This window comes from Candidatus Eremiobacteraceae bacterium (assembly GCA_035295225.1).
Classification (GTDB): Bacteria; Vulcanimicrobiota; Vulcanimicrobiia; order Eremiobacterales; family Eremiobacteraceae; genus JABCYQ01.
The window spans coordinates 92,671-117,579 of sequence record DATGJI010000052.1; the positions used below are offsets into that span (position 1 = coordinate 92,671).

Annotated in this window: 21 protein-coding genes; 14 read left to right on the forward strand and 7 right to left on the reverse strand. The window is 57.5% G+C overall.

Annotated features, from left to right (window positions below):
* Positions 1 to 107 precede the first annotated feature (107 nt).
* The gene (gene cas1 / locus VKT51_08825) at positions 108 to 1,502 is read right to left on the reverse strand and encodes a CRISPR-associated endonuclease Cas1 (protein ID HLJ84257.1); all 1,395 of its coding nucleotides are present in this window, start codon (positions 1,500 to 1,502) and stop codon (positions 108 to 110) included.
* Entirely contained in the window at positions 1,423 to 2,481 is a 1,059-nt protein-coding gene (locus VKT51_08830) for a hypothetical protein (protein ID HLJ84258.1), read from the reverse strand. Before VKT51_08830 ends, cas1 begins: the two co-directional genes overlap by 80 nt.
* A gap of 181 nt (positions 2,482 to 2,662) precedes the next feature.
* Between VKT51_08830 and VKT51_08835 the strand changes: the two genes are divergently transcribed.
* The 7 genes from VKT51_08835 to VKT51_08865 all read left to right on the forward strand — a co-directional run bounded on the left by VKT51_08835 (position 2,663) and on the right by VKT51_08865 (position 9,621).
* A complete protein-coding gene (locus VKT51_08835; protein ID HLJ84259.1) occupies positions 2,663 to 3,178 on the forward strand; it encodes a hypothetical protein in 516 nt (171 codons plus the stop codon).
* 163 nt (positions 3,179 to 3,341) lie between these two features.
* On the forward strand, positions 3,342 to 3,590 hold the full coding sequence (locus tag VKT51_08840) for a hypothetical protein (GenBank protein ID HLJ84260.1): 249 nt from the start codon (positions 3,342 to 3,344) through the stop codon (positions 3,588 to 3,590).
* On the forward strand, positions 3,587 to 6,451 hold the full coding sequence (locus VKT51_08845; GenBank protein ID HLJ84261.1) for a hypothetical protein: 2,865 nt from the start codon (positions 3,587 to 3,589) through the stop codon (positions 6,449 to 6,451). The genes VKT51_08840 and VKT51_08845 overlap by 4 nt, the downstream gene beginning before the upstream one ends.
* A gap of 221 nt (positions 6,452 to 6,672) precedes the next feature.
* A complete protein-coding gene (locus VKT51_08850; GenBank protein HLJ84262.1) occupies positions 6,673 to 6,924 on the forward strand; it encodes an alanine-zipper protein in 252 nt (83 codons plus the stop codon).
* Positions 6,925 to 7,041: 117 nt separating this feature from the next.
* Positions 7,042 to 8,040 (forward strand): hypothetical protein, encoded by a 999-nt coding sequence (locus VKT51_08855; GenBank protein ID HLJ84263.1) that lies wholly within the window; start codon positions 7,042 to 7,044, stop codon positions 8,038 to 8,040.
* Positions 8,041 to 8,096: 56 nt separating this feature from the next.
* A complete protein-coding gene (locus VKT51_08860; protein ID HLJ84264.1) occupies positions 8,097 to 9,182 on the forward strand; it encodes a hypothetical protein in 1,086 nt (361 codons plus the stop codon).
* A 121-nt stretch (positions 9,183 to 9,303) separates the two neighbouring features.
* Entirely contained in the window at positions 9,304 to 9,621 is a 318-nt protein-coding gene (locus VKT51_08865) for a hypothetical protein (GenBank protein HLJ84265.1), read from the forward strand.
* A 690-nt stretch (positions 9,622 to 10,311) separates the two neighbouring features.
* On the opposite strand, the gene VKT51_08870 is transcribed toward VKT51_08865, so the two are convergent.
* Positions 10,312 to 11,571 carry a hypothetical protein gene (locus VKT51_08870; protein ID HLJ84266.1) on the reverse strand — a complete coding sequence of 420 codons (1,260 nt, stop codon included), beginning with the start codon at positions 11,569 to 11,571 and terminating at the stop codon, positions 10,312 to 10,314.
* A 2,612-nt stretch (positions 11,572 to 14,183) separates the two neighbouring features.
* Between VKT51_08870 and VKT51_08875 the strand changes: the two genes are divergently transcribed.
* From VKT51_08875 to VKT51_08895, 5 genes are all read left to right on the forward strand, one after another.
* Positions 14,184 to 14,747, forward strand: coding sequence for a hypothetical protein (locus VKT51_08875; protein HLJ84267.1), 564 nt, complete (start codon positions 14,184 to 14,186; stop codon positions 14,745 to 14,747).
* 127 nt (positions 14,748 to 14,874) lie between these two features.
* A complete protein-coding gene (locus VKT51_08880) occupies positions 14,875 to 15,210 on the forward strand; it encodes a YciI family protein (GenBank protein HLJ84268.1) in 336 nt (111 codons plus the stop codon).
* Positions 15,210 to 16,454, forward strand: a complete 1,245-nt coding sequence (locus VKT51_08885) for a DUF6596 domain-containing protein (GenBank protein HLJ84269.1) — start codon at positions 15,210 to 15,212, stop codon at positions 16,452 to 16,454. The genes VKT51_08880 and VKT51_08885 overlap by 1 nt, the downstream gene beginning before the upstream one ends.
* A gap of 317 nt (positions 16,455 to 16,771) precedes the next feature.
* Complete coding sequence (locus VKT51_08890; protein ID HLJ84270.1) at positions 16,772 to 17,785, forward strand: hypothetical protein; 1,014 nt, start codon at positions 16,772 to 16,774, stop codon at positions 17,783 to 17,785.
* Between the two features lie 76 nt (positions 17,786 to 17,861).
* On the forward strand, positions 17,862 to 18,425 hold the full coding sequence (locus VKT51_08895) for an SIS domain-containing protein (protein HLJ84271.1): 564 nt from the start codon (positions 17,862 to 17,864) through the stop codon (positions 18,423 to 18,425).
* Here the strand turns inward: VKT51_08895 and VKT51_08900 are convergent.
* Positions 18,418 to 19,719, reverse strand: coding sequence for a polysaccharide biosynthesis C-terminal domain-containing protein (locus VKT51_08900; GenBank protein ID HLJ84272.1), 1,302 nt, complete (start codon positions 19,717 to 19,719; stop codon positions 18,418 to 18,420). The genes VKT51_08895 and VKT51_08900 overlap by 8 nt on opposite strands.
* Before the next feature lie 89 nt (positions 19,720 to 19,808).
* Here VKT51_08900 and VKT51_08905 point away from each other — a divergent pair, with 89 nt between their 5' ends.
* Entirely contained in the window at positions 19,809 to 20,726 is a 918-nt protein-coding gene (locus VKT51_08905) for an XrtA system polysaccharide deacetylase (protein ID HLJ84273.1), read from the forward strand.
* Here the strand turns inward: VKT51_08905 and VKT51_08910 are convergent.
* Entirely contained in the window at positions 20,710 to 22,188 is a 1,479-nt protein-coding gene (locus tag VKT51_08910) for a sugar transferase (protein ID HLJ84274.1), read from the reverse strand. The two genes, VKT51_08905 and VKT51_08910, sit on opposite strands and share 17 nt — an antisense overlap.
* Before the next feature lie 114 nt (positions 22,189 to 22,302).
* Here VKT51_08910 and VKT51_08915 point away from each other — a divergent pair, with 114 nt between their 5' ends.
* Positions 22,303 to 23,340, forward strand: a complete 1,038-nt coding sequence (locus VKT51_08915) for a sulfotransferase (GenBank protein HLJ84275.1) — start codon at positions 22,303 to 22,305, stop codon at positions 23,338 to 23,340.
* On the opposite strand, the gene VKT51_08920 is transcribed toward VKT51_08915, so the two are convergent.
* Complete coding sequence (locus VKT51_08920; protein ID HLJ84276.1) at positions 23,320 to 23,769, reverse strand: hypothetical protein; 450 nt, start codon at positions 23,767 to 23,769, stop codon at positions 23,320 to 23,322. The genes VKT51_08915 and VKT51_08920 overlap by 21 nt on opposite strands.
* Entirely contained in the window at positions 23,766 to 24,773 is a 1,008-nt protein-coding gene (locus tag VKT51_08925) for a sulfotransferase (GenBank protein HLJ84277.1), read from the reverse strand. Before VKT51_08925 ends, VKT51_08920 begins: the two co-directional genes overlap by 4 nt.
* Between the last annotated feature and the right edge of the window lie 136 nt (positions 24,774 to 24,909).

Here is a 24,909-nt window from a genome sequence, read left to right on the forward strand (position 1 = left end):
CCGGCGAGAGCAAAACGGAAATATCGACTGTGTAAGAATTCTTCTAATCGACTTGTGGCGACTCACCATTAAGGTCACAATTGACCGGCGTCTCACAGACTTTTGCGTCATTTGGCTTCCTGTTGCCTCCGGCGCGCGCGTTTTTCACCGAGCCGTCGCCGATTGCTCGCAGCAATCTTTGCGCCTCGAATTTCAGCTGCCCTGCCTCCATGCCCCGGACTCAACCCCTGCGCCCTCATCTCGGACAGCTTTGCTTGAGCCGCCTTGATCGGCTGCCGAATCTCAACCGTGTGCCGTAGATAGCACCGGCGACCGCAGAACTTAAGACATTTCTTGTGGAGCGGCTGTTGACAATAGCCGCAATTCGCTGCCGAAACCGCTTCGGGAGCTAGAGTACTTCGCTTGCCTCCGAACCGCTGAAGTCTGTACGGAATCTCCACTTTCCGAAGCTGCGTCACATACTGACTCGCGAGATCCATCGCCGGACCCCGCATCTTCGGCATGAGATTTTGCGCTAGCGATTTGGCGAAATCCGGGTCGAGTCGCACGACGCCATCCCGAAGCTCATGGAACATGTACGGACGCAAACCAGCTTTCGAGATCAGCTCTAAAGCCGACAGATCCACTTTGGCGCGCAGCGGTTCGACAAAATCGAAGATGAACGACTCCCGAAGCCGGTCATCGACGTGGAGTAGCCCCAGATCGGGGTCCAGGCCGTGGGCGACGCATGCGATCCGCGCCTCGACCTCTAGTAGCGTATAGCTGTAGTTCAGAATAGCATTGAACGGGTCGCGAGCATCCCGCACCTGGCTCCGACTGCCCGTATCTCGCGCGCAAATGGCTCGCCAATGCGCCGGAATGCGCTTTTGGGTCCACAGGGGCCACGGAAGGGCTCTTCCCGTCAGAAAACGCCAATACGACTTAGCCGCAGTCCCTTCGAGGGCTAAGAAGCCGTCGAGGGTATTGCAAGTCGATAGGGCCGCCTCGCAAAAACGAATCTCTTCGCCCAAAGCTTTGACTAGAATTTCGGGGCTAGGATTTGCGCTAATTTTGGCGTTAATTTTGTCCACCGTTATCGAGGCAAGTGCAAAAAGCGTCTCGATTTGTGAGGAAAATTTTCGTCTTAGGAGCCACCGGCAAAGATCCACTCCAAAATCCGTTGCTCCGGCTATCGCTTGCTTTCGCTTAATCGGGCCATCGTGAGGAGCGTCTGGAATGAGACAGTTTATGAGACGACTGTCGGAGCCGACTATCGCGACCGAAATTCCCATGCGGTTGCACCAGTCGAGTGCCCCGATAGTGATAACCCCGGCGGGTGCGCGAACAACTAACCGATCAATAGCGCACTTGCCTCGTGGGAAGTGAATTTCGCGACCGGATCCTTCGCTCGGGAAGCCATCGCAGATTATCAGGTGACCTTGATCAACTTTGATTTCGGCGACGTATCCTTCGACGACGAGGATTTCGCTTTCCCTTGGCGTTGGTTGCGCTCGCTCGATCATGTCGCAGCCTTTCTGCTTTGGTCATACTAGTTAGCATTCCAGCGAGATTCGAAAGGATAGACAGCGCAGTTGGCGATGATCCGCCGCGAAGTTCATTAAGCACCGGCAGCGCGTTGGGATTAGAGCGCGACTCCAGAATGGTTACCAAAATGAAAACTTTGAGGAGACCCCGGAAATCCTCGCTGAGGACGATGCTATTGAGCTTTGTGACCTTTGCATCCGACAAGGCTCGCCTAACTTGGTCGAGACCCAATCGCAACGTTTCGTTTAACGACGGTCCGATCCGAAGCGCACTCTGGAGGTCGTCATGCGTCGCGCGGACTACCGCGTTGAAAAGACTGTTCTGCGATTCATCTCTTGTAAACCACGGTATCATCGGCCGAAGCATAAACACAACCGCTCTTGCCACGGTGGCAATCTCGGAACGAGTCATGCCAAGCCGCCCCCTCTCGCGGTCATAAAGAACCAGAAACGCTTGGAGGGCCGACTGAAGGTCGAGTTCTAGCTCATGTGGATCGAGTTGCAAGTAGATCTGACCCAAAATTGCCACTAAAAGAGTTTCCAGCGACTCACGCCAGTCAAGGTATCGAGGTTCCGTTCGAACGCCTTTCAACATTTTACGCGACAGGGACTTCGCGGACCGTTTAATGTCTTCGAGTGTGTAGGATTTGGACCCGGGCAAATGCGTCTGACGAATTAGCGCCCGGTGCACGAGGCCGAAGAAGTGGCTCAACCTCGTCCGCAGCTCTGTCCTGACAAGCTCCCAGGGGATATCTCGATCCCCGATAATAGCGAGTTCCAGGGCAAGGGCACCCAACCGAAATCTTCCTTTGAGCTGAGCCTTGACCGTGAGTAGCTTAATCAACCTCCGTTCGTCGCTTGCGGTCATTCCATAGGTCTTTGTGCCAGGGATACGCTTGAGCGGCGGCACCACGTTGCCGTCGCGCAGCGTCTTCCATATGGACGGAGTGAGCGACACGCCGCGGCTTCGAAGTCTTGTGATGACTTCACCCAACGAGTGTGACTGCGTGTCCATCTATAAGAATACGACTAAGCCGAATTTTGCTCCCGTCGAACTTGTCACAGAAGCACGCAAAATTACAAGGGTCAAACTTCGAGAATCGTAATTTGACTTGTTGCGCCATAAGGAGGGCGCAACGATGCAACGACGATTCAAATCGCACAATGCCAGCCGCATACGGCTCACAGCGCTCAGTACGAGCCAGGAGATGCGTTATAGAAGCAGCCTGGATGCAATCAAGCTTATCCGTGAAGGGAATGCAAAGTCGTTGACCCAGGCTGCTCGCGAATCTGGAACGACGGTACCGACGGTGCTGCGATACGCTCGATCAGCCATCGTTCGGCAGCGCGGCAGGTACGGCGTTCGCCATAGTGATCGCCTCCGTCGCGAGCTTGTCTTTTACGCTCCGACCGGCAGGACAACGCTGGTGACACACAGCTCGCGTCAGGCGACGGAGATCGCCAAATACCATAACGCCGTGAAAGCGTTTGTTAGCCACGGCGACTTCGGTGCGCTAAAGGAATTTCGAAACAAGTCCATCGCCGTCCACGGAAAGCGTTACGAATTTCTTACCGATACTCGCATCTTGAACCGGCTTGCTCGCGCGGGCGAGTTGAGCGTTCTTGAAATCTATAGCTCCGTCGGAAACAACTGAGATGGATCATAATAAAGAAATCGAGCGGCTCATTCGGACCGAGAAGCGACTTCAAATCCTCAAAGCCGACACGCCGCGTTGTAGCATCTGTGGTTACGATAAGCCGCGCTCACTTGAGCGGCACCATATCGCAGGCCACAATAACAGCGAAACCACAGTCTGGTTGTGTCGTAACTGCCATGACGAGATCAGCGATCGACAGGAAGATCTTGATCCTGATTTGCGTTCGAACACGAACCAGGATCCGCTCTTGAGACAAGCGGCAATGCTGCAAGGCGGCGCAATGCTCTTGCTCGTGCTGCTGATCGCGTTTCTTGCTTGGAGTGCCTGGGATGTGAAGGCGTCCGCGGACTTGACAGCTGCCTACGGCGAGAATTGGTATCGCGTTATCGCAGAGCCCGCACCTCGATGATCCGCGTGTCTTCAACTGCTGTAAGGGCGTGGGTTCATCCGGACCCGCGCCCCGAGGACCGCTATCAACACGGTACGATAACGACGGTGCCATTCCGCAGCCGCCCATTTGGCCAGCGCGCTCTCGTCTGGGATACCGAAACCTCGACGGACAGAAAGCAGAAATTGCTCTATGGATTCTTCGCTCTCTACGAAGACGGACAAAAGGTTCTTGACGGGGTTTTCTGCCCAGATGACCTGCGCCCACAAGATCGACAGATCGTCGAAGAGTTCGCAAAGAAAAACGAAATCGAAATTATGACCTTGACGGAGTTTGTCGAAAAGGTGCTCTACCCGGAATGTTACCAGCTTGGCTCGCTCTGCGTCGGGTTCAACCTTCCGTTTGATATCTCACGTATCGCCCTCGGTGTAACGACTGGCACCGGGAGAAACCGCAAGCGATTCATGTTCACCCTCTCCAACCGGATACGCTGGCCACGTATCGGCATTGAGCCGATCTCTGGGAAAGCCGCGTTCATCCGGTTCGCCTTCAAGAAGTTCCCCGCAAAATGGGAGCGTCCGATGTTCGCAGGCCGCTTCCTTGACTTGAGTACGCTCGTCACCGCGCTGACCGGTGAGCGACACACATTGCGCTCGGCGGGCCGACGATTTTGCGCGTCCATAATCAAATCAAAGACAGAGGATCTTGGAAAGGTGACGCCCGACGCACTTCGATACGCGCACATAGACGTCGAAGCGACGTGGGCACTATATGAACGACTTCGAGACGAATACCTGATGCATCCGTTCGCCTCCCTTGAAAATGAACTCCATCAATCCGAATCCACGCTGCCGATAACGCGCCTCTACTCGACGGCAAGCGTCAGCAAGAAGTACTTGAGCCTGATGGGCTATCAACCGTTGCTCGAAACGCAGCCCAAGTTCGACCTCAAGTACTTCGGCTACGCGAGCAGCGCGTATTTCGGTGGACGCGCAGAGGCTCGTGTTCGCCGTGTCGATGTGCCAGTGACGGTCGTAGACTTTACGTCCATGTACCCTACGGTCTTTCAGCTCCAAAATCTCCAAGCGTTGATCGAAGCAAAGAAACTTCGACCTCGCCAATGCACTCGTAAAGCGCGCGAGTTGCTAAATCGAATTACCATCAACCGACTCTTCGACCCAAAGACCTGGCCGCTCTTACGGATGCTCGTGCGAGTCAAGGCCGATGGCGACATTTTGCCGGTGCGCTTTCGCTTGAATTCCGACCAACCGTATGCGATCAGCGTGACCCACCTTACGAGCCACAAGCTTCGGTGGCATTGTCTTGCCGATGTCGTGCAGGCGAGACTTCTCGGCAACACGACACCGGAGATCGTCGAAGCGGTTGAATTCGTTCCCAAGGGGAGGCAGAGTCTGCATCCAGTGCGCTTGCGCGGACAGGCCACGTTGGATCCTGACGATCAGATATTCAAGACGGTCGTGGAAGAACGCCAAAAGGCAAAGCGCGCAAATCAAGACGGGTCAGATGAAAACCTGGGCAGGCTTGATAAAGCTCTCAAAGAGTTCGCGGCTGGGGCATCGTACGGAATCAACTTCGAGGTCAATGTCACGCCGTCGCCGGCGGAATCGACGCCCACCGGTGACGTCTACTCGGACGACCAATTTCATTCCAAGAATATCAAAGACGAGCGTCCGGGTCGATTTTGCAACCCGATAGTTGCGTCGTTCGTTACCGCTGGATCGCGCCTCATGCTCGCCATGGCAGAATGTCGGGTCAACGCTGCCGGGGGCTGTTTCGCCTTCTGTGACACCGATAGTCTAGCAATCGTATCGGGTGACGATTGCCCGGTTGACATTCCGTGCATTTCGCAAAATCAAGTCGGCGAAATCATTCAAGAATTCAACTGTTTGAATCCATACGATCCTCGACTAGTGCCCAATTTGTTGAAAATTGAGCACGAAAATGTCCGCTGCTGGGTCATCTCTGCCAAGCGATACGTGTTATTCAAGAAATCAAGACATTTCAAGATAATCAAAGCGTCTGAGAGCGGTCTGGGCGGAATTATTGGTCGAACCAACAAGGAAAACACAGAGAAGCTGTCTCGCCGCCTCTGGCTGCGCATCTTGATTAGGGAGTGCGGGGAACGCTACGGTTATACGTTCTCGAAGTGGCGTTCTAAATTAATCAAGTTTGACGGGCCGGTACGCCGCAAGCTACCGCTGTCGCAGACGGAAGTTTATCGGAAATTCAAACAGTTCAATAAATCAAGGGCGTACGCCGACCAAATCAAGCCGTTTGGATTTATTCAAACGGTTGTACCCGCAATAGAGGATGGGGATCGGGTTCAACCGATAGCTCCATTCGAGCAGAGCGCAGCCAAGTCGAGACGACTTAAATGGATTGATTGCAAGACTGGAGAGCTGGTAACCCTCGACTGGAGCGGTACGGGACTCGCGAACAGCGTCCCCGTCTCGAGCATGACCGAATTCATCGACCGCTATGCGACACATCCAGAGGCAAAGGCCGCTGGGCCGGACGGATGCCCGTGCCAGGCAAACACGCGAGGTCTTCTCGGACGCCTTCACTTGGAGGACTTTGAACCAATTCGTATCGGTAAAGAGATCGACCGACTAGATGAGGACAAGGGCGCCTCCCTGGAGTGCGCGGACCCCGTCAGTTACGAAGATGAAAGCGATCCCGAACTTAACGCGGCAGTCTGCGTTCTTGCGAAGCATCGACAAGGCCGAGTCGCGAAGGCCCTGGGAATGTCGGAGCGTCGGTGGCGGGATATATTGCAGGGCTACGCGAGACCGCACGAAAAAATCCGGGGCCAGATATTGAGGTTAGCCCCGCTCGTTGCTGTTGACCCCAGCACGATCTGAATCGCGGTTGTTTCCCTGTTATCGAATCCGCACTATTGTGTCTTGTCAGGTGGCGATTCGCACCATTTCCGATTCCAGGTGTCTCGAGCGATAGTTTGCAGGAGGCCGCTGAGCAAGCCTTATCCAGTGTTTGAGGGCAACGACAACTATTTTTACGACACGGTAGGTCCAAAGTTATTTTGACCGATAAATCACACGCGAGAAATTGGAAGGCATTCAACATGCTGCTTGAGCGAGTTCGGAAATCTGCCGGTTTAATCATGGCGACACTTATTCTTGGAGCACTGATCCACGTTGAGGCAACGCAAATTCGCAACTATGACAAGCAACAATTCCAAATTCTGATTCAAAAAGTGAATTCCGTGCAGGTGTCTGCAGACGAAGCAGATTCCAACGCGCAAGACGCCGCAAGCGCGGCCAGTAACGCCGAATCTTCGGCCCAAGATGCAGTCGACGCGATCAATTCTAGGTAACACAGTACTTTGGCCCCCCAAATCCTGGCGTAAGCCAACTTTCTATTGTAGATCTTGGGTTGCCAATGCGAAGCTGTACTCTGCGGGATGTCCAGATTCCGATTCGAGGATGAAAGTATGCACGTCATTTTGCAACCAACCGGCGAGTCCGAAGCAAACGAACACTTCATCGACACAATTGTTAGCCCAGTGGATGTGTCGACTGTATTGTCTCTAGTTGCCAACTCGGATGTCAACAAGCTCAAGAGCCGCTTCGGAAATCGCAAGGCCATACCAACCTGGGGAGTCACTCCTGGCAAGAATAGGGTCAATGCCAACAAATGGGATCGCATTCAACCCGGAGACCTGGCCTTGTTCGCCGCCAATAAGCGATTCTTTGCGTCATCATTCGTTGTCGATAAGGTTCATGCACCCAAACTGTCCCAGAGGCTGTGGCGGCATAGCGACGCGGGTGAAACCTGGGAGTATGTTTATTTTCTCGACGAAGTTGCCGCGATGAATCTGTCATACGCCGAATTTAACGAACTCGCCGGATACAACCCGAATAACATTGTGAGGGGATTCAATGTTCTTGATGAGACCAAGAGTAGTCGGATCTCCGGGGCACTAGAGCTGTCTAGTAGGCTATACCAGCCCGAGACGAGCGCTGACGAGTACCTTGAAGCGGTCTCGAGTCAGTATCAGGATCTCGATGACCTCAACTCGCCGGCTCTCGTCAAACGACGCAAGGAGCAGCGCTTTCTTCGTCAAGAGCTCTTTGGAACCAAGATTGTATCAACCTGTTGCATGTGCGGGCGAGAGTTTTCCGTTGATTTTCTTGTCGCAAGTCACATAAAGAAGCGGTCCGAATGTAGCCTCAAAGAACTTAAAGATTTCAAACATATCGTCGCGCCAATGTGCAAGTATGGTTGCGATGCTCTCTACGAAGCTGGATACATAATCGTAGACGACAGCGGACTCGTCAGCCAAGGTCGTTGTGACATTAAATCAAGCGGCGTTGAAAGTGCCACAAAATCCATTCTTAAGATCAAATGTCTTGCTTGGAACCCAAAGACCCAAGGCTATTTCACATGGCACCGCAACCGGTTCAATCTCAAAGAGATGCTGCAGAGATAGTTGCAGCTGCATATATTGGGTACAAGTCGCGTTCACGGAATTGAGGGCTCGGCACAATGTACTACGACAATCGCCCAAGCCAGCGTGTCTCGCGCGAGGCTCTGTATGAATTGGTCTGGGCCGAACCACTTGTCGTGATCGCACCCCGATTTGGTATATCCGATGTTGGACTGCGAAAAGCTTGTAAGCGCGCAAATATTCCGCTCCCGACGGCCGGTTATTGGGCCAAAGTCCGAAACGGTAAGCGCGTGGGTCGCAGACCGCGATTGCCCAAGTCGCTCGCCAACAGGAATTCCGATATCGTTATCCGATCTTCGATTCGCCGTCCGGCGGAAGTCGAGTTCGAGATCCCCGATGACGTCGGCAGTCTCATTGCTCTTACAAAGTCTCGAACCGTTCCATGGGAAATACCGCAATCAGTTCGGTCCCACCCGATCGTGGCGGGCTGGAAAGTCCGCGACCAATTCACGCCGGATGCTGTGGAGCGTCGAAGGCGGCGATTTCTCAGCATCCTGTTTCGCGAAGTCGAGCGGCTTGAGGGCAGCGTTAGCGCAGAAGACAAAACGCATTTCAAAGTTACTCTCGCAGGCGAAATCATTGAGGTCTTGGTCAAAGAGCCGTATAGGCAGGTTAAGGTTCCGCTGACAGAAGACGACAGACGTTATAGTTGGAATCAGAACCGGGACTGGAACATCAAGACAGAATCGTCGGGGTCGCTGATTCTCCAGATCGAAAGCTATGTTCGTTCAACGATTCGACGACGCTGGCACGACAAACCCACATCGCCACTTGAAAATCAGGTCGATTCAATCATCTTAGGCCTACTTGCGGCGGTCGCGCCTGTGCGGCAAAGGCGTATCGAATGGGAGGAATCTGAGCGGCAGAGGGCTCGCGAAGAACAAGAGCGATGGGCGCGCGAAGAACGGCAACGAAAAGAACGGGAACAGCTTGAAACCTTACTCGCCGAAGTCAACGCTTGGCACAAGGCACAACTCATCCGTTCGTATGTGAGCGCGCGCCTCGATGCCGCAGGAGGATTCGATTCAGCTTCCACGAGTCTTAAGAACTGGGCTGATCGCGCGACGCGAGCGGCGGATCGACTAGATCCCGCAAGAGGGGATAGCGGCAGCCGAGGGCTTTAAACGTCCTGACGCCGCCAGAGGCGCGACAGGCGTCCAAACTACCGACTTCGAAACCACAACGCCCAGCTTTAGCGGCCGTTTCTGTGGTCGCGAGGTTTGGCATTGAGGGGGTAAGCGCACTATGCGTCGGGTCATAAGTCTTGCGGCGTTTGCATTTGTCGCCGCACTTGCACTCAGCTACTCACCGTCGAACTCAGTCGCAAATTCTTCGTCGTCAGTCGCGCTGGCTGCGTCGATCCAGGCCGATATTCCGATGTTCGCGACGGAGGACGGCGCGCAGAAGCATTGTCCAGCGGATACCGTCGTGTGGCTCAACACAAACAGCGGCATCTACCATCTCAAGGGTGAGCGATGGTATGGCCGCACGAAGCATGGCGCGTACGTCTGCAAGAAAGAAGCCGACGCGGCGGGGTATCGGGAGACGGAGAACGGACAGTAGGTGTATCGGCACAAGCGTTTGTCCTGGATTTTTTGGGGATTGAGTATTTCATGCTAGGACGTTGCCCGAGTTGTGGGTCCGATAACACGCAGCGACTTCAAATCATTCACGAGGGCGGGCTGAAGTTTCAGAATGCTACCGCCATTTCAGGGGGCGCGGCTGGCGGTGCCTTCGGTGAAGCGGGAGCACTTATTTCCACAACGAGAGGAACGCAACAAAGTGTCCTCTCAATGCGTGCGGCACCTCCTGCTCAGAAGCGAGTCGGCTGCGTTGCGTGGACACTCCTAATCATTGAGATGATCATGCTCTTCACAGGTCAACCTACGGCGATTGTGATCGGACTTATCGCTGGCGGGCTCACAATCGCATATATGGTTAGCCAAACACGGTACAACTCGAAGGAATGGCCACCGCTGTTTGAGAGGTGGCAACAAACGTTTATGTGTATGCGGTGTGGAAAACCATATATTCCGTCCGCGAACGCAGCAGACGCGCTTCCGGCCATCGCTCGACCTGCGAGCGTACCAGCACTTGAGTCCTCCGATGCCCCGGCAGTACTGGAGACGGTTGCTGGCACTGACAAGAGATTTTGTCACCAGTGCGGAGCGCGGATTGGATCGACCTCACGCTTTTGCGCTTCTTGTGGTGAGCGAGTGGAGTCTTTGTGAGCTTCGTTCCGTTCGCCCAGTGTTAGTGGACGGATACACTAACGTCAAATCGATTGCCAACAGAGTCTGAAATCTCGATCCGAGCCCTCCCGTGAGCAACGGATGTTATAATGAATTGGTTTGAATTTGTACCTTGGGCAACGGTGGCGATTGGCGGGTTGGAGCTCACTGCCGTCCACGCGCCCGAGTAATTGGTCTCGGTAACCGTTGCGGTAACGTTCTGGCCGCCTCCGCTAGCGATCCATCCTGTCGGATTGACTGAGATCTGTCTTATTACGTAGACGCCAATAGCTTGTTGAGCATCGGCGAACCACACATTGCCATCAGGACCGGCCATTATAGAGCCGGGATTGCCACCGAATCCGGCGAGTGGGAAGAAGTAGGATAACTGGCCACTCGTCGTGACACGACCAATTTCATTGGTAAGAAAACCCGGGAACCAAAGTGCGCCGTCCGGCCCGACCGCTATATAAAATCCGGGTTCGAACGATGTCGGGTAATTCGTTACCACACCGCTTGGGGTCATTTTCCCAACGGTCGTCGAGGAAGTAAACCAGAGATTCCCGTCCGGTCCCGTGACGATCCCTACCGCGCCAGGCGAAACTGGAAACGAGGTTATCACGCCGGTCGATGGTATTATCCGGTCGATGGCGCTGCCCACCGTAAACCAGACGTTGCCATCCGGCCCGCTCGTGATGCCAACCGCGTCGCCCGACACAGGGTATTGGGTGACTTTGCCTCCGGTCGCTATCTTGCCGACAAAACCGTTTCGCGTGTACCAAATGTTATGATCGGGGCCCTCGGTTATTCCATTTTGAAACATGCTTCCGGAAACGACATATTGCGTGACGTGCAGCCCATCGATTGTGACTTTGTCCACTGCGTTCTTCGCATAATCGTTCATATAGAATTTTCCGTCGGAACCAACGGCCAAGTCACCAGGGTTGTAGTGGGGGGGCAAAACGATCGGATACTGCGCACCAAACATCGTGATTCGCACTAGGCTGTGGCCTGTTGACTCGGTGAACCAGACATTTCCATCGGGCCCAATCGCAATACCGGAAGGGGTATTGGTCGACGGATAAAGAGTCGGGAAGTAAACCCAGTCGGGCGGATTGCCGTCTTGGATAACGTTCGGGCCAACAAATCGACCGCCCATTACTTTCTTCGCCGCGCCTACAGGCATGCCGGAAGCGGAGCACGCTTGCAACGATAGTCCGGAGACTACTGTTAGCGGTATCAAAAACGCACCTGAGATTAATTTGTTCATCAAGGCGGTCATAACTCTCGATCTCCCGGTCAGCAGGTGAACGCAACCTTAGGTTCGGTTTAATCAAAAGGACAATTTGCCACGTAGATCACGCCGCAAGCCGATGAGAACTAATCTAACGCTTCAGTGAATACCTGCGAATCGCGAGGAGGTCAGCCACGACCATGAGGTAATACAGTTGCTCACAAACCACGGAGTCACTCATTGCGGTCCAATGGGGGGACGAGTTGAAGCATTTTAACGCTTGCATTGTCGCCGGTGCAATTTTGGCATTAGCGATTGCTTCAGGATGTACGAACGGATCGAACTCGGCCCTTCCCCCCATTCATCAGTCCGGAGGTCCGGCTTCTGCGATAAGCCCGCCGCCTGCCGTTCACGAAGCGCACACTAAGAAGGGAATGTGGTTCACAATTGCACCCCCGGCTCCGAAATCGCACCTGCGGATCTTTCGACGTCACAAGATACGACCGACTGATACTGACACAACTACGGATGAATGTCCCTCCGGCGGTTACTGCGTAATAGCGGGTCAAACCATGACAATCAGCGGGCTAACGATCAACTGCAACGGTTGCCCGCAAAATCAAACGGTTCTTGTGACAACTTCTACCGTTAGGGTTGGCACAACGTACGTTATGCCTTCATCGCCGATCCCAGTACCAGGCACTTTCTCGATTACCGATGAATCGACCACAGATACTCCCCTAGGTACATATCTGGGAATCGTTGTGCAGGCCAGCCCGTCCCCAAGGGCTATCATTTCATCAGTCGATCAGCTCGAAAACCATCTTTGTAGCGTCAACGCCGGCCAATGTCCTGTCCTGGAAATCGACGATATGTCGACCGGCAATCCTGTGCCCGTTAGCAGCCCTGCTGGTCCGCCTCCAACTGTGGTCGGAAACCAAATGAATCTGAGTGTTCGAGTCAAACCTGGAACCGGAACCGGTTCATATGCGTTATCCGATGTAGCATGGACAATCGACGGAAACCCGATCGCTGGATACGACTTCAGCGGAGATCCGCCATCGCCGTTTACGAACGCTGATTCATTGTTGACGAATCCAAAGTTCTACTGGCTCGCCGGCACCGCACCCGGAACGACATTCCAAGTGAGTGTCACCGCTCACATCTCGGGTATAGACCATTATGAACTATCGGATGACGGCGAAACGGCGTATTATACGGTTGAGGCGCCGAAGGTCGATAGCATGACCGCGACCGCTGGAACTGTTCAAGTGGGGACTAGTCGGAACTCAGCGTCTCTCTACCTTGAGTTCGGAGCCGGAGTTGTAGGTAACACAGGGGTCGTTTGGCACTACAAAGCAGACGCGGCTCAAGACTTTGCTGGAAATATTGCTGGCTCGCAGCAGATCTACATCGTGACAGACTCATTCGCACCTCAAGGCTGTGATTCTGCCGCAACAACAACAGGGTTTAACTCGGACAGCGGCCCGCTCTACCAAGGGTACACGTCCATCTTAGCGGGCTCGACGAACCAAGAGTGGACGAGTACCGATAGCCCGGGAACAGAGCTTTCAAGTCCGTCACCGTGCACCTCATTGAATAGGTCCGACCAATTTAAAGACTGGTTTATGTTTGAGCCCCAGTCGAATGGAAGTCACATGGTATACAATCCGATCTGGATACCGATGGGTACTCAGACGTGGCAGTGGCAGGGCCAAGCCGACTATACCACGCCGCATTGCTCCGCCGGACAATGGTGTCTCGCCTCAGGAAGTGATACAGTCAACCCTGCGACGATACTTTCGAGCCCTCAGCCGTCGGACGAACCATCTTGGCCATGTATATATCCTCCGGGATGTTGAACTCTTCGTTTGAGGTTAGTCAATTGAAAAAGTTTATCCGCATCTCGTCACTTGTAGCGTTGATAACCATGGTTTCAGCGAGTTCGGGCTGGACGATGGGCGACTTTCCCAACCCCAATACGCTATCGGGAGTTTCGTGGGGGCCGTCCGCACATGACCTTCAACTCGGCGTAGTCGTACCGGGATCCGTTAAGAGCGGTGGGCCAATCCTAGCTCAAATATACGTCAGAAACACGGGGCCGCACATCGTGATCACCCGCCGAGGTAATCTCGACGAATACAAGGTGACGATCCGCAGACAAGATGACACGTTAGTGAAGACGGTGCGAGGTATGCCAACGGGCTTTACATCAGACGGTCAATTGGATGCTGATCTGCGAACTGGCAACGTCTACCATAGGGCTCTCGACATCGGCGCCCAATACGATTTGTCCCCGGGCGTCTACCGCATTCAGGTTTCGACTGACGTTTATACCGGCTATGGCGTTCCTTATGCAATAATTTGTACGCTAAAGTCAAACCCGCTTCAGCTAGTAGTTCGTTAACCGCCCTCGTTCCACGTTTGTTGTCGTTGCGTCACGGATCCAAACGCAGCTAACAAGGCAACGCCCGAAAACCGGACGTTTGAGCCACATTGTGTAGTATCCCCTTGGGTTCGCAGACGCACTCTCACGCAGCGGCGTTCGATATTTGGCGGCTTCCCCCGAGACCATGTTGGCGCCGGGGGTACCGTCAGCGAAAGTCGCCGACGCCATTAGCGCGGGAGGCGACTGGCCGCGCGCCGTTGTGGACGCCACCATGCGAACGCGCTACGGTGCGGCCGGCGACACGTTTCATCCGGCCGCAGCATTCGACGTCTTCGATCTCGCGCCCGCGAAAATGGCGGCGGTTCGAAGCGCTGTGCGCTCGTTCGACGATGCCGCCGCTTCGCTGCCCCGCGGTTCCGGGCAACTGGCCGCGCTGCGAGCCGATCTGCGGTCCGTCCACGGCATGGTGCGATTCGACCGCACGGGGATGCCTTGGCACGCGGACCGGCCGGCCGAGGCGATATACGATGCCGTCGCTTCGGACGAACGGCTGCCGACCGAACTTCGAACAGCTGCACACACCGCTGCGGCGGCCGTGAGGGACATCGTCCTCGCGCATGCCGAGGCGAAGGCCTTCGGTCCTTTCCACTCGTCGTACAGCGACGCCGCCGGCCCAACCGTCCATGCCCCAACATCGCGCGCGAACTACGATGCGTGGGCGGATCAGGGCGTGAGCGAGACGCACAACGGATTCTACGACGCGGTCGACGGTCGCGACTTCGCGCGCGCCGTCGGCGCCTACAACGCCGAACAGGACGCGGCCGGCGCCGTCTAATGGGCGGCTAGTCCAACAACGCTCGAAAAATTATGTCCGAACCCTGCCATTCCGTTCGTCGTCACGATGTACGGGCAAGCGAAACACGCCCGGTTGCGGAACTCTTGAAGTCAAGGAGACTATGACGATGAGCGAATTTCTCTACATCTATCGCGGCGGCGAGCGCGCGAACACCCCCGAGGAATCGGAAAAGGTCATGCAGCGCTGGGTCGCGTGGATGACCGAACTCGGTCAGAAGGGCCACATGAAAGATCGCGGCCAGCCGCTGGAGGCCGAAGGCAAGGTCGTCAAAGGCAAGCAGAAAGTCGTCACCGATGGCCCCTATGCGGAGACAAAGGACGTCGTCGGCGGCTATACGCTGGTCGAAGCACGAGACCTCGCGCACGCCGCGGACCTCGCGAAGGGCTGCCCGATCTTCGACACCGGAGGAATGGTCGAAGTCCGGCCCGTCATGGAGATGTAGTGTCGGTAGACGAGCATCTCTTCCGGCGTGAGTCCGGGCGAATGGTCGCCACGCTCGCGCGAATCTTCGGGATGCACAACCTCGGCTTAGCGGAAGACGTCGTCCAAGACGCCTTCTGCCGAGCCTTGGAGACGTGGAAGTTGCGCGGCGTTCCCGACAATCCGGCCGCGTGGTTGATGGCGACTGCGAAGAATCGCGCTATCGACGTCTTGCGCAAAGAGCGCAAGGTCCGAGAATTCTCTCCCGAGCTCGATCGCCTTCATGAGAGCGAGTGGACGCTCGTCCCGACGATCGAAGAATACTTCCAGCCGAGCTCGATCAAAGACGATCTTCTGCGCATGATGTTCTCGGCGTGCGATCCCCGTCTGTCGGAAGAAGCGCAAGTCGCGCTCGTCCTGCATCTCGTTTGCGGGTTCGGCGCAGCCGAAATCGCGGCTGCGTTCTTAAGCGGCAGAGCGGCGATCGAAAAGCGCATCACGCGGGCAAAGCGCGTCCTGGCAGGAGCGAGACGCCTCTTCGACCTCACCGACCGCGACTTCTCAAACCGCCTCACAACCGTGAGGCGCGCGCTCTATCTCCTCTTCAACGAAGGTTACCATGGCGCATCGCGCGAGTCCGTCGTTCGCGCCGAGTTGTGCCGCGAGGCGATGCGCCTGGCAGCATTGCTTCTCGATTTCGCGCCCGCCGCCACACCCGAGACCTACGCGCTCTGCGGGCTGATGTGGCTGCACGCCGCGCGCCTGCCCGCGCGAATCGACGCGGCCGGGGACCTGACGCCGCTCGCGGACCAAGACCGAACGCTCTGGGACGCATCGCTTATCAAGGAAGGGCAACGATTGCTCGAGCTGTCTGCGGTTGGATCGGACATCTCCGAATACCATGTTGAGGCTGCTATCGCCGCCGTGCACGCTAACGCCGCGAGTTCGCGAGAAACCAATTGGGCAGAGATCGTGTCGCTGTACGACAAGCTGCTCAACTTGCAGCCTTCGCCGATCGTAGCGCTCAACCGCGCGATCGCGATTGCTCAAGCCGACGGTCCGGCCCCGGGGCTCGCGGAGATCCGCGCGATTCAAGGCGCTGAACGCCTTGCCGACTATCCTTTCTATCATGCCGCCATCGGCGAACTTGAATTGCGCAGCGGGAACGCAGCGTCGGCGCGCAAGAGTTTCCAAAACGCCGCGGCCGTCGCGCGCAATCCGACGGAGCGACGATTCCTCGACCGGCGAGCGCGAGCGTGCGAGTAACGCAAGAGAGCGCTCGCTGTGTGGTATCGTTGTTTGCCTTTCTGACTAGGCCGGATTCCCGCATTTGACCTGGACATAGTCACGAGGTCCAATCAGACGCGCGCGGCGAATTGACGCTTCTGGGGTTCGGATCTGTTCCAAAGACTTTTCTTTGTAAGAAAAGGACTAAATCTATGATTTCTTACGATCTACTTCGTTTCAGTCGTGCGTTTGTCGCCCTAACATCCACCATTGCATTAGTGCAAGGCTGCGGAAACATTCAAAATCTTGCTGTTTCTTCGGCTGGTTCTGATCTGCACGGAATCGGACCGGATGTCGTGCAAACTCCGCCGATCGGCCCCACTCCCCCGCCTACGGGAAATTTCATGGTCGAGTATTCGATACCGACCATCGGTGCAAAGCCGCGCGGCATCAGTCACTGCAGATACAATCTCTGCGTGACTGAATACGCTGCGTCGAAAGTCGCGATTCTCACGACGACCGGCGAATTCTTCGAATACGCCACGCCGACGCGCGACGCTGGACCGGACCTTATCGGAGGCGGACCAGACAATAATTATTGGTTCACCGAATCCAAAGCCAACAAGATCGGCCGGTTGACGCCCACAGGCTCGATCACTGAATATCCGATCTCCACGCCCAACAGTGTGCCGATGGGCATATGGACGGGCGATGCTGCGACGAGACTCGTGTGGTTCACCGAGTCAAGGTCCGATAAGATCGCCTCGATCAATGTCGACACTGGAGTGATCTCCGAATATCCCATACCGACGCCCAGTAGCGACCCCGTCAGCATTTCAAAAGATAAAGACGGCAGCATGTGGTTCGTCGAGCACGCAGCCAACAAAGTGGGGACGATCTCGTCGACGGGCGTCATCACCGAATTCAGAGTCCCGACGCAGAATAGCGGCGTCCAAGACATCACCTACGTTGAAGATGGAAACGTGTGGATCACAGAGCCTCTCGTGGGAAAAATCGCGCGTGTGAGGGTGCCGGGAGGCTTGATAACCGAGTACAGGGTGCCGTTCGCGGGCAGCGCTCCAGCGTACCTGACCGAGGGCGATACGGTCAATCACGGCTACGATGGGAAGAATGAGAACGGCAAAGACCACGATGATCAGGTGTGGTTCACAGATTCCGGCCTCGATTCGGTGTCCGGATACAACTATGACACATCGGCATTCGATGCGCCGATCGAGATCCCGACGGACAACGCAGGCGCCGGCAACGTCAGCTACGGTCCGGACAACAATATCTGGTTCATCGAACGAGAAGCGAATAAAGTCGGCGTCTATCATCTGCCGACGCCCGCCCCAAGTTCGTCGCCCTGACGACGCGGGCGACTTCGGTCGCGGCACGCCGTCTCGGTAAAGGTCCGCGTCGCATGCGTGACGGAAAGTCCGCCCGATGAAGACCTTTGCCGACTGTTTAGACGAGCGGCGCGATCTGCTGATAGGCGAGAACTACGGGCCGCCGATCGAGCGCGCGGTCGAGGAAATCGTGCGTGCGATCCGCTCAGGGGGCCGGGTGCTTCTCTTCGGCAACGGCGGCAGCGCCGCTCAGGCGCAGCACATCGCGGCTGAATTCTCCGGCCGCTTTCTTGCCGAGCGCCCCGCATGGTCCGGCATCGCGCTCACGACGGATACGAGCGCGCTCACCGCGATTGCGAACGACTACGGATTCGAGCGCGTCTTCGAACGCCAAGTGCGCGCGATCGGCCGGCGCGGTGATGTGGCGATCGGCTTCACGACATCGGGCTCGTCGAAGAACGTGATCGAGGGCCTCCGCGCCGCGAAGGAAATCGGCGCGGTGCGCATCGTCTTCACCGGTAACGGCGGCGGACCGGTTGTAGACGACGCCGAGATCGCGATCGTCGGCCCCACCGGGCCATCGTGGAAGGTCCAGGAGGTGCACCTCGCGCTCGGCCACATCATGTGCGAGCTCTGCGAGATCGCGCTCCTGTCTACGTAGTCACCTTCGGATCGCGAAGCGTGCGGACGATGGTCTTGAAGTCGTCGGCAGTCGGCAACCAGACGGCCAGCGGCGACAGCCCCGAATGCCTGCAGAAATACCATGTCGAGACCACGGCCGCGTTGAGATACGTGAGCGTACACCCGAGTGCTGCTCCGTTCAGCCCGAGACGGGGCACAAGGATGAGGCATAACGTTGTCTCCACCACGGCGTTCATCACGGACGTGAACACCATGAAGATGGGCTTGCCCATCTGATAGTTGTAATACGTCGAGAGAATCCCGTTCGCGGAAATCGCAGCGATGCCGGGAAGCAGGATTCGCAGCGCGAGTGCCGCCGCGTGAAAGGGTGCGCCGTAAAGAGTATCGACAAGCCACGGCGCGATGAAGAATACGACGAGACCAGCCGACACGATGATCGCAAAGCTCGCGCGATTGGACTTGGCGGCGAGCGCCGCGGCTACTTCGCGCTTAGCAGATCCAACTCGCTTGGTTGCGGCTTGCGCGACCGAGCGTGAAACTCTCAGGAGAAGCTCTCCCGCGGACACCGCTACGGAATAGATGCCGAACGATGCCGCTCCGGCGAGCGAAACGATGACGATTGAATCCACGCGGCTATTGATAAAACCAAAAATGCCGCCCGCGCCCGCTTTCAAACCGAACCCTAAGAGCCGGCCCACGACGGCCATCGTCGGTTCCGTGGGTTCGCCCTTGGCTTCGGGTGCCGTCCGCACGAGTATCGAGATGGCGATGCCCCAAACGCTCGCCACCCAGCCCCACATCGCACCAAGCGTGCCGAAATGAAAGACGTACAACGTGACGATGGATGCCGCAAACGTGCCGATCGCGAACGCCAAACCTTGCACGTTCAACGATCGTATCCAGCCTAAGCCGAGGAAGATCGGCCCCTGCCATGACAAAACGATCAATGCGGGCACTGCCGCCGCGAAGAGAAGCGGCGCCGGCGCCGGACCTTTGAGCCACACCCAGACACCGATGACGGCCCATTCGATCAGAGATAGCAGCGCGAGCATGACGCTCAGGGGCTTCACGAGTTCTGCGAGCGGTTTACGCATTCGTGTCAGTTCGTACGTTATGGACAGACCGAGATTGCCCGTGACACCGCTGGCGGCCGCCTGAAACAACTGCAAAAGCGCGTACTCGCCTTTGCCGGCCGGACCGATCGCTTTGGCGACCGCGATGCCGGTCAGAGCACCGAAAAACGACTGACCCAGCGTGAAGATAAGCGTGCGGACGCTATCCTGACCGAGCGTCGTCTGCTCGCGTTTTCTCATCGCGCTCTATGACGCCGACATGTGGATGCGGCGCACATCCACTTGTCGACCGGAGGGCGCGCCGCAGGCCGGAGGGAATTCAAAGCAAGATGCAAGGCGAACCGCTCAGCGCCATCTCCGTCGACGTCGAGGACTATTTTCAAACCGAATCGTTCGCGCGCGACGTTCGCCGCGATGAGTGGCCGGCCTTTCCCTCGCGCGTGGTGGACAACACGAGACGCGTGCTCGAGATATTCGCGCGTCACGACGTGCGCGGCACATTCTTCGTGCTCGGATGGGTCGCGGAGCGGTTTCCCGATCTTGTCCGCGAGATCCGCGACGCCGGCCACGAGTTGGGGTGCCACAGCTACTGGCATCGGCTCATCTATACGCTGACGCCCGAGGAATTCGAAGCGGACACGCGGCGCGCGAAAGCCGCGATCGAAGATGCCGCCGGCGCCCCGATCGCGTGTTACCGTGCGCCGACCTTCTCCATCACAAAGCGCTCCATGTGGGCGCTCGACGTCTTGGCTCGATGCGGCTTCACCCGCGACTCGAGCATCTTTCCGATCTACCACGACCACTATGGTATCGTCGGCTCGCCGGTGCGGCCGTACGCGATCGAATGCGACGCTGCGACGGTGACCGAATTTCCGATGTCGACATTTCGAGCGCTGCGCTACGATTTTCCGGTCGGCGGCGGCGGCTATCTGCGCATGCTGCCGTTGTGGTTCAACCGATTCGGCATGCGCAAGATACTGGACTCCGGCCGCCCCGCGATGGTCTATCTGCACCCGTGGGAGATCGACCCAGGACAGCCGCGTATCCGCACGCGCTTGAAGTCGCGTCTTCGCCACTACACGAATCTCGCCGGTTTCCAGCGCAATCTCGAGGCGCTGCTGCGGACGTTCCGATTCGGCACGATGAGCGATGTCATCGCGACGATGCCGCCGCTCTCGCGATATGCGCCGGCCGGCGGCGACGGTCTGATTCCGGCGAAAGCCGGCGGAACTACGCAGCCCGCCTGAACAGAAACTCGAACGCGGTCTTGAAGATCACCGAGAGATCCATGAACAGCGACCAGTTCTCGACGTAGAAAAGGTCGTAGCTCAACTTCTCGCCTTCATCCTCGGGCATCGTCACGCGCTTCATGTGGACTTGCGACCAACCGGTGATGCCGGGGCGGACCAAGTGGCGCTCGTCGTAGCGCGGCAGCAGCTTCCGATATTCTTCGACGTAGATCGGACGGTCCGGGCGCGGTCCGACGACCGACATGTCGCCGCGGATCACGTTGATCAGCTGCGGGAGCTCGTCAAGGCTCGTGCTGCGCAAGAACGCGCCGACGCGCGTTGTGCGTGAATCGCCGGTCGAGACCCAGGTCGGTCCCGACGCTTCAGCGTCGGTGCGCATGGAACGGAACTTAAGGATGTCAAAAAGTTCGCCGTCGCGTCCGACGCGGGTCTGCCGGTACAAGATCGGCCGGCCGGAGTCGAGCCAGACGATGAGCGCCGTCAGCGCGAGAAACGGCCACAGGATGATGAGCGCGGCACTCGCGATCGTGAGATCAAGCAATCGCTTGAGCAGTCGGGCGGTGGGCGTGCACGAGCGAAGCTGCGACGGCACGATGAGCGCTTGTTGACCATCGAGCTGCAGCGAGAGCGAATATGCGTGGACTTGCACGCGCGGCGGTGCGAACGCGAATTTGATGTTGTGCTGTGCCGCGACTGCCAGGAGATGCGGCATCACGTGCGGCGGGAGCACTTCGGTGAGCAGCAGCGTATCGCAGCCCCACTCTCGCGCGCGAACGAACCAGTCGATTCCCTCTAGCCCGGCGCGTCCGCCGAACGCCACGTTCTGAACCGTCGCATCGATATCCGGAATATCGAGACGCAGCAGCACCGACCCTTCGGCCATAGAGAGCGACTGCGCCACGGACGAGATGCGGTCGCCGTGGCCCACGATCGCGATGCGTCGCGGTCTGCCGCGTTCGGCGGAGTTGCGCATGGCATGGACGGCGACGCGCGCCAGGCCGACGGCAGCGATCGCGCATCCAAGCGTGGCCAAGAGCGCCAAGCGCGACGTGGAGATGCTGGGGACGATCGTGAACACCGTGAGTTGCGGCAGGACGCCGATGATGAGCGCCAAGACGGTGTAGTAGAACTCATCTCTGACCGAGAGCGCAAACGACCTATGATAGAGACCGACGCGCTCGAAGATGACGAGCCAAATCGCGATGAGCCATATGGAATAATGGATCAGATCCCGCTCGAATTGCGGGAAAGCCCAGCGCCCCTCGACGATGCCCCCTGCGACGTACGCAGCGAGCACCAGCATGCTGACATCGAGCGCGAAGAGCGCTAGCTTCCAACCGCGGCTGTACGTCCTCGGCGCGGCCTTGGCCCTCGTGGCGCGCGCCGACCGGATCGACAACTGCAACGCGGGATCTAACGTGGAGATCTTCGGTTCGCCTTGCGGTCGGGGAATCTTCACATCCATGCTCAAATATCGTATGGCCCCGGCGCGAGACCATCAAGGGGCTTAAGGCCCAAGCAGCCGCCGACGGCTTCACTGTGCGGCGCAATACGGTTCGGAGAAGCCTTCGACATGCGTGACCTCGTGCGATTCGTGAAAGATATCGCCGTTCCGCCCTACCTTCGCGTGAAAAGCACGTTCACGATCGATGTGGGGCGCGACTGGCGCAACTCGGTCTTTCTGTCGTCCGGAGCGCGCACCGGCAGCACCTGGGTCGCGGAACTCATCAACTATAATAATGAGTATCGGTTCATGTACGAACCGTCCTTATCGAGGCCGCTCCTTCCGCGTAACCATGAGCAGACCGCCTTCGACCGGCGTATCCTTTACATTCGGCCCGACGACGAAGACCCGGACTTGCGCGAGCAAGCGCTGCAGATCCTCGACGGCCGATTTCACGATGCGCGTACCGACCGCTACAACCGCCGCTTGGTCAGCCGGCGAAGGCTCGTGAAGGAAGTCACATCGAATCTCTTCATCCGCTGGTTAGCGCGAGTATTTCCCGGCCTGCCGATCATCCTGTTGCTCCGGCATCCGATGCCCACCGTGCGGTCGCGCGCATACGCATATTTCCAGGCAGATGCTGTCGCGCGACGCCTCATAGACATGGACCCGGTCGGTCGCACGCGCGATTACCTCCGGCTCGTCTTCGGCCAGACCGATCTCGTCGCGGATCACTTAGAGCCGATGCGTGAAGTCCTCGAATCCGCGAAAACGGTCTGGGAGCAGCGCATCGCGGTTTGGTGCGTTCAAAACTATGTGCCGCTCCGTCAATTCCAACGCGGCGCCATCCATCTTGCTTTCTACGAGAATTTCTGCGTGGATCCGCAATCCGAACTTCGCCGTTTGTTCGGTTTCCTCGGTCGGCCGGTCGACGATGCCGCGCTCGCGCGCATCCGTATTCCGTCGCAGTCCATGCAGCACGGCGGAGTGACGCAGATGCCCGACGGGTGGGAAGTGGTCAGCCGCTGGCGCAAAAAGGTGAGCGACGAGGAGATGGAGTCCGGGTTGCGCATCCTCCGCGCGTTCGGGCTGGACAAGATCTACGGCGCCGAGCCGATGCCCAATGTCGAGGCTGCGAATGCCATGCTAGGGCGAGCTGCTGGGTGAAGGCGATACTGCGCCGGGCAGCGGGACTCCGGCATGCGGCAAGATCACGGGCGGTATCGTTTGTCCGTACGGGGGCGGCGTGACGGGCTGATAACTCGGCGCCGGGGGTGGCGTGATCGGTGTTTGCGTCGGCGTGAACGAGATCGGCTTCGGCGTGGCATGCAAGATCATATCGGTGTGCGTCGGAACTCGCATGCTCGGATGCGGCCGCTGGGTGGGCGTCGTCGTTGGTTTCGGCAACGGCCCGGCTAGGGGCGGAGGGCTCGGCCCAGGCGGAAGCACGAAGACGTGATCGTTCTTCGTCACGACCGATTGCGTGATCGGGAAATAGAGCGACAGATGCAGCGGGCCGCCCAACAAATAGTAGGAGGCGATCAGCGCCGCGATTCCCACTACCGCCGCAGCGGCGAAGCGCCGGGTGCGGTTCATAGAAAGGCCTGCTCCGGGAGTACCTTCGGCATTGGGTCGTCACCGTAGATCTTGTCCAAGCCGAAGGCCGCGAGCAGTTTCCAGGCCGCCGCGCGATGCTCGTCGCGTGCCTCCTTCTGCCATCTTCCTATCACGTCGATGCCGCTTGGGAACTCCTTGACATCGCGATGTATGGTGGATGACGGCCGCCGGACGCGGCGCAACGCCCTCTCGAGCTTCGCATCGCTCAACTCGTCGCCCAGGTACGCGGCGAGCCGTTTGAGTTCGCCGGCTGGGTCCATGCAGAGCGATTCGTAGAACATCACGTGGATTTCGCCGGCCTTGAACTGGCGCAGCGGCACATAGTTCTGCACGCACCAGACCGCCAAGCGCTGCTCGATCAGCGTGTCCGCCGATTCGAGGACGGCCCGAAACGGCGTGAGGTGGTCGGCGACAAGTTCGGACTGGCCGAACATCAGCGTGCGATATGCGGCGGTCCGCACGCCCGCGTCGGTGTCGGATTTCTTATACAAGCGCGAAAGCACGGTGGGAATGGGATGGCGCAGGAGCAGTATCGATTTCATGGTCGGAAACGTCTGGTGCAGCCACTTCAGGAACAGGTTTGACTTCGTCTCCTTGACCAGACGCCGGTGGAAGACGACGCGGCTGTTGTAGTTATACTGATCGACTTCGGGATGGCGGAATCGCCCGCTCAGCACGAGTTCGGCCTGAGCCTTCAGATCCGGATCGGTGCACGACGGCCGGATGTAGCGCAAGCGGTCGTCGGGTTCGAGCGTAGGCGCCCACGAGGGCCGCAGCGGAGCGATCATGGAGAACGGCTCGAATAGATAGCGGAAGTCGTGGTCGAAGTTGATGACTTCAGAGGCCCACGTACTGCCGGTTCGGGCTCCCGATGACAGGAACAAGGTGCGCGCGACGGCTGGATCCGGATCGACGACGCTCGCGCTGCGGACGCGGTTCCACAACGGCCGGATCGCGGTCTTCCAGGTGGATTTCAGCGCCACTGTTGGTCGTTCTCGTACAGCATGTTTTTCAACCCGTAAAGTATACGGTATCGGCAGTTCTAACCGGTAGGGCCTCGGTCCCATCGCCCGTGACGTACAAAGTCCCGCGAGTCTCGTCGCTTTAGGCCTTGTCGTT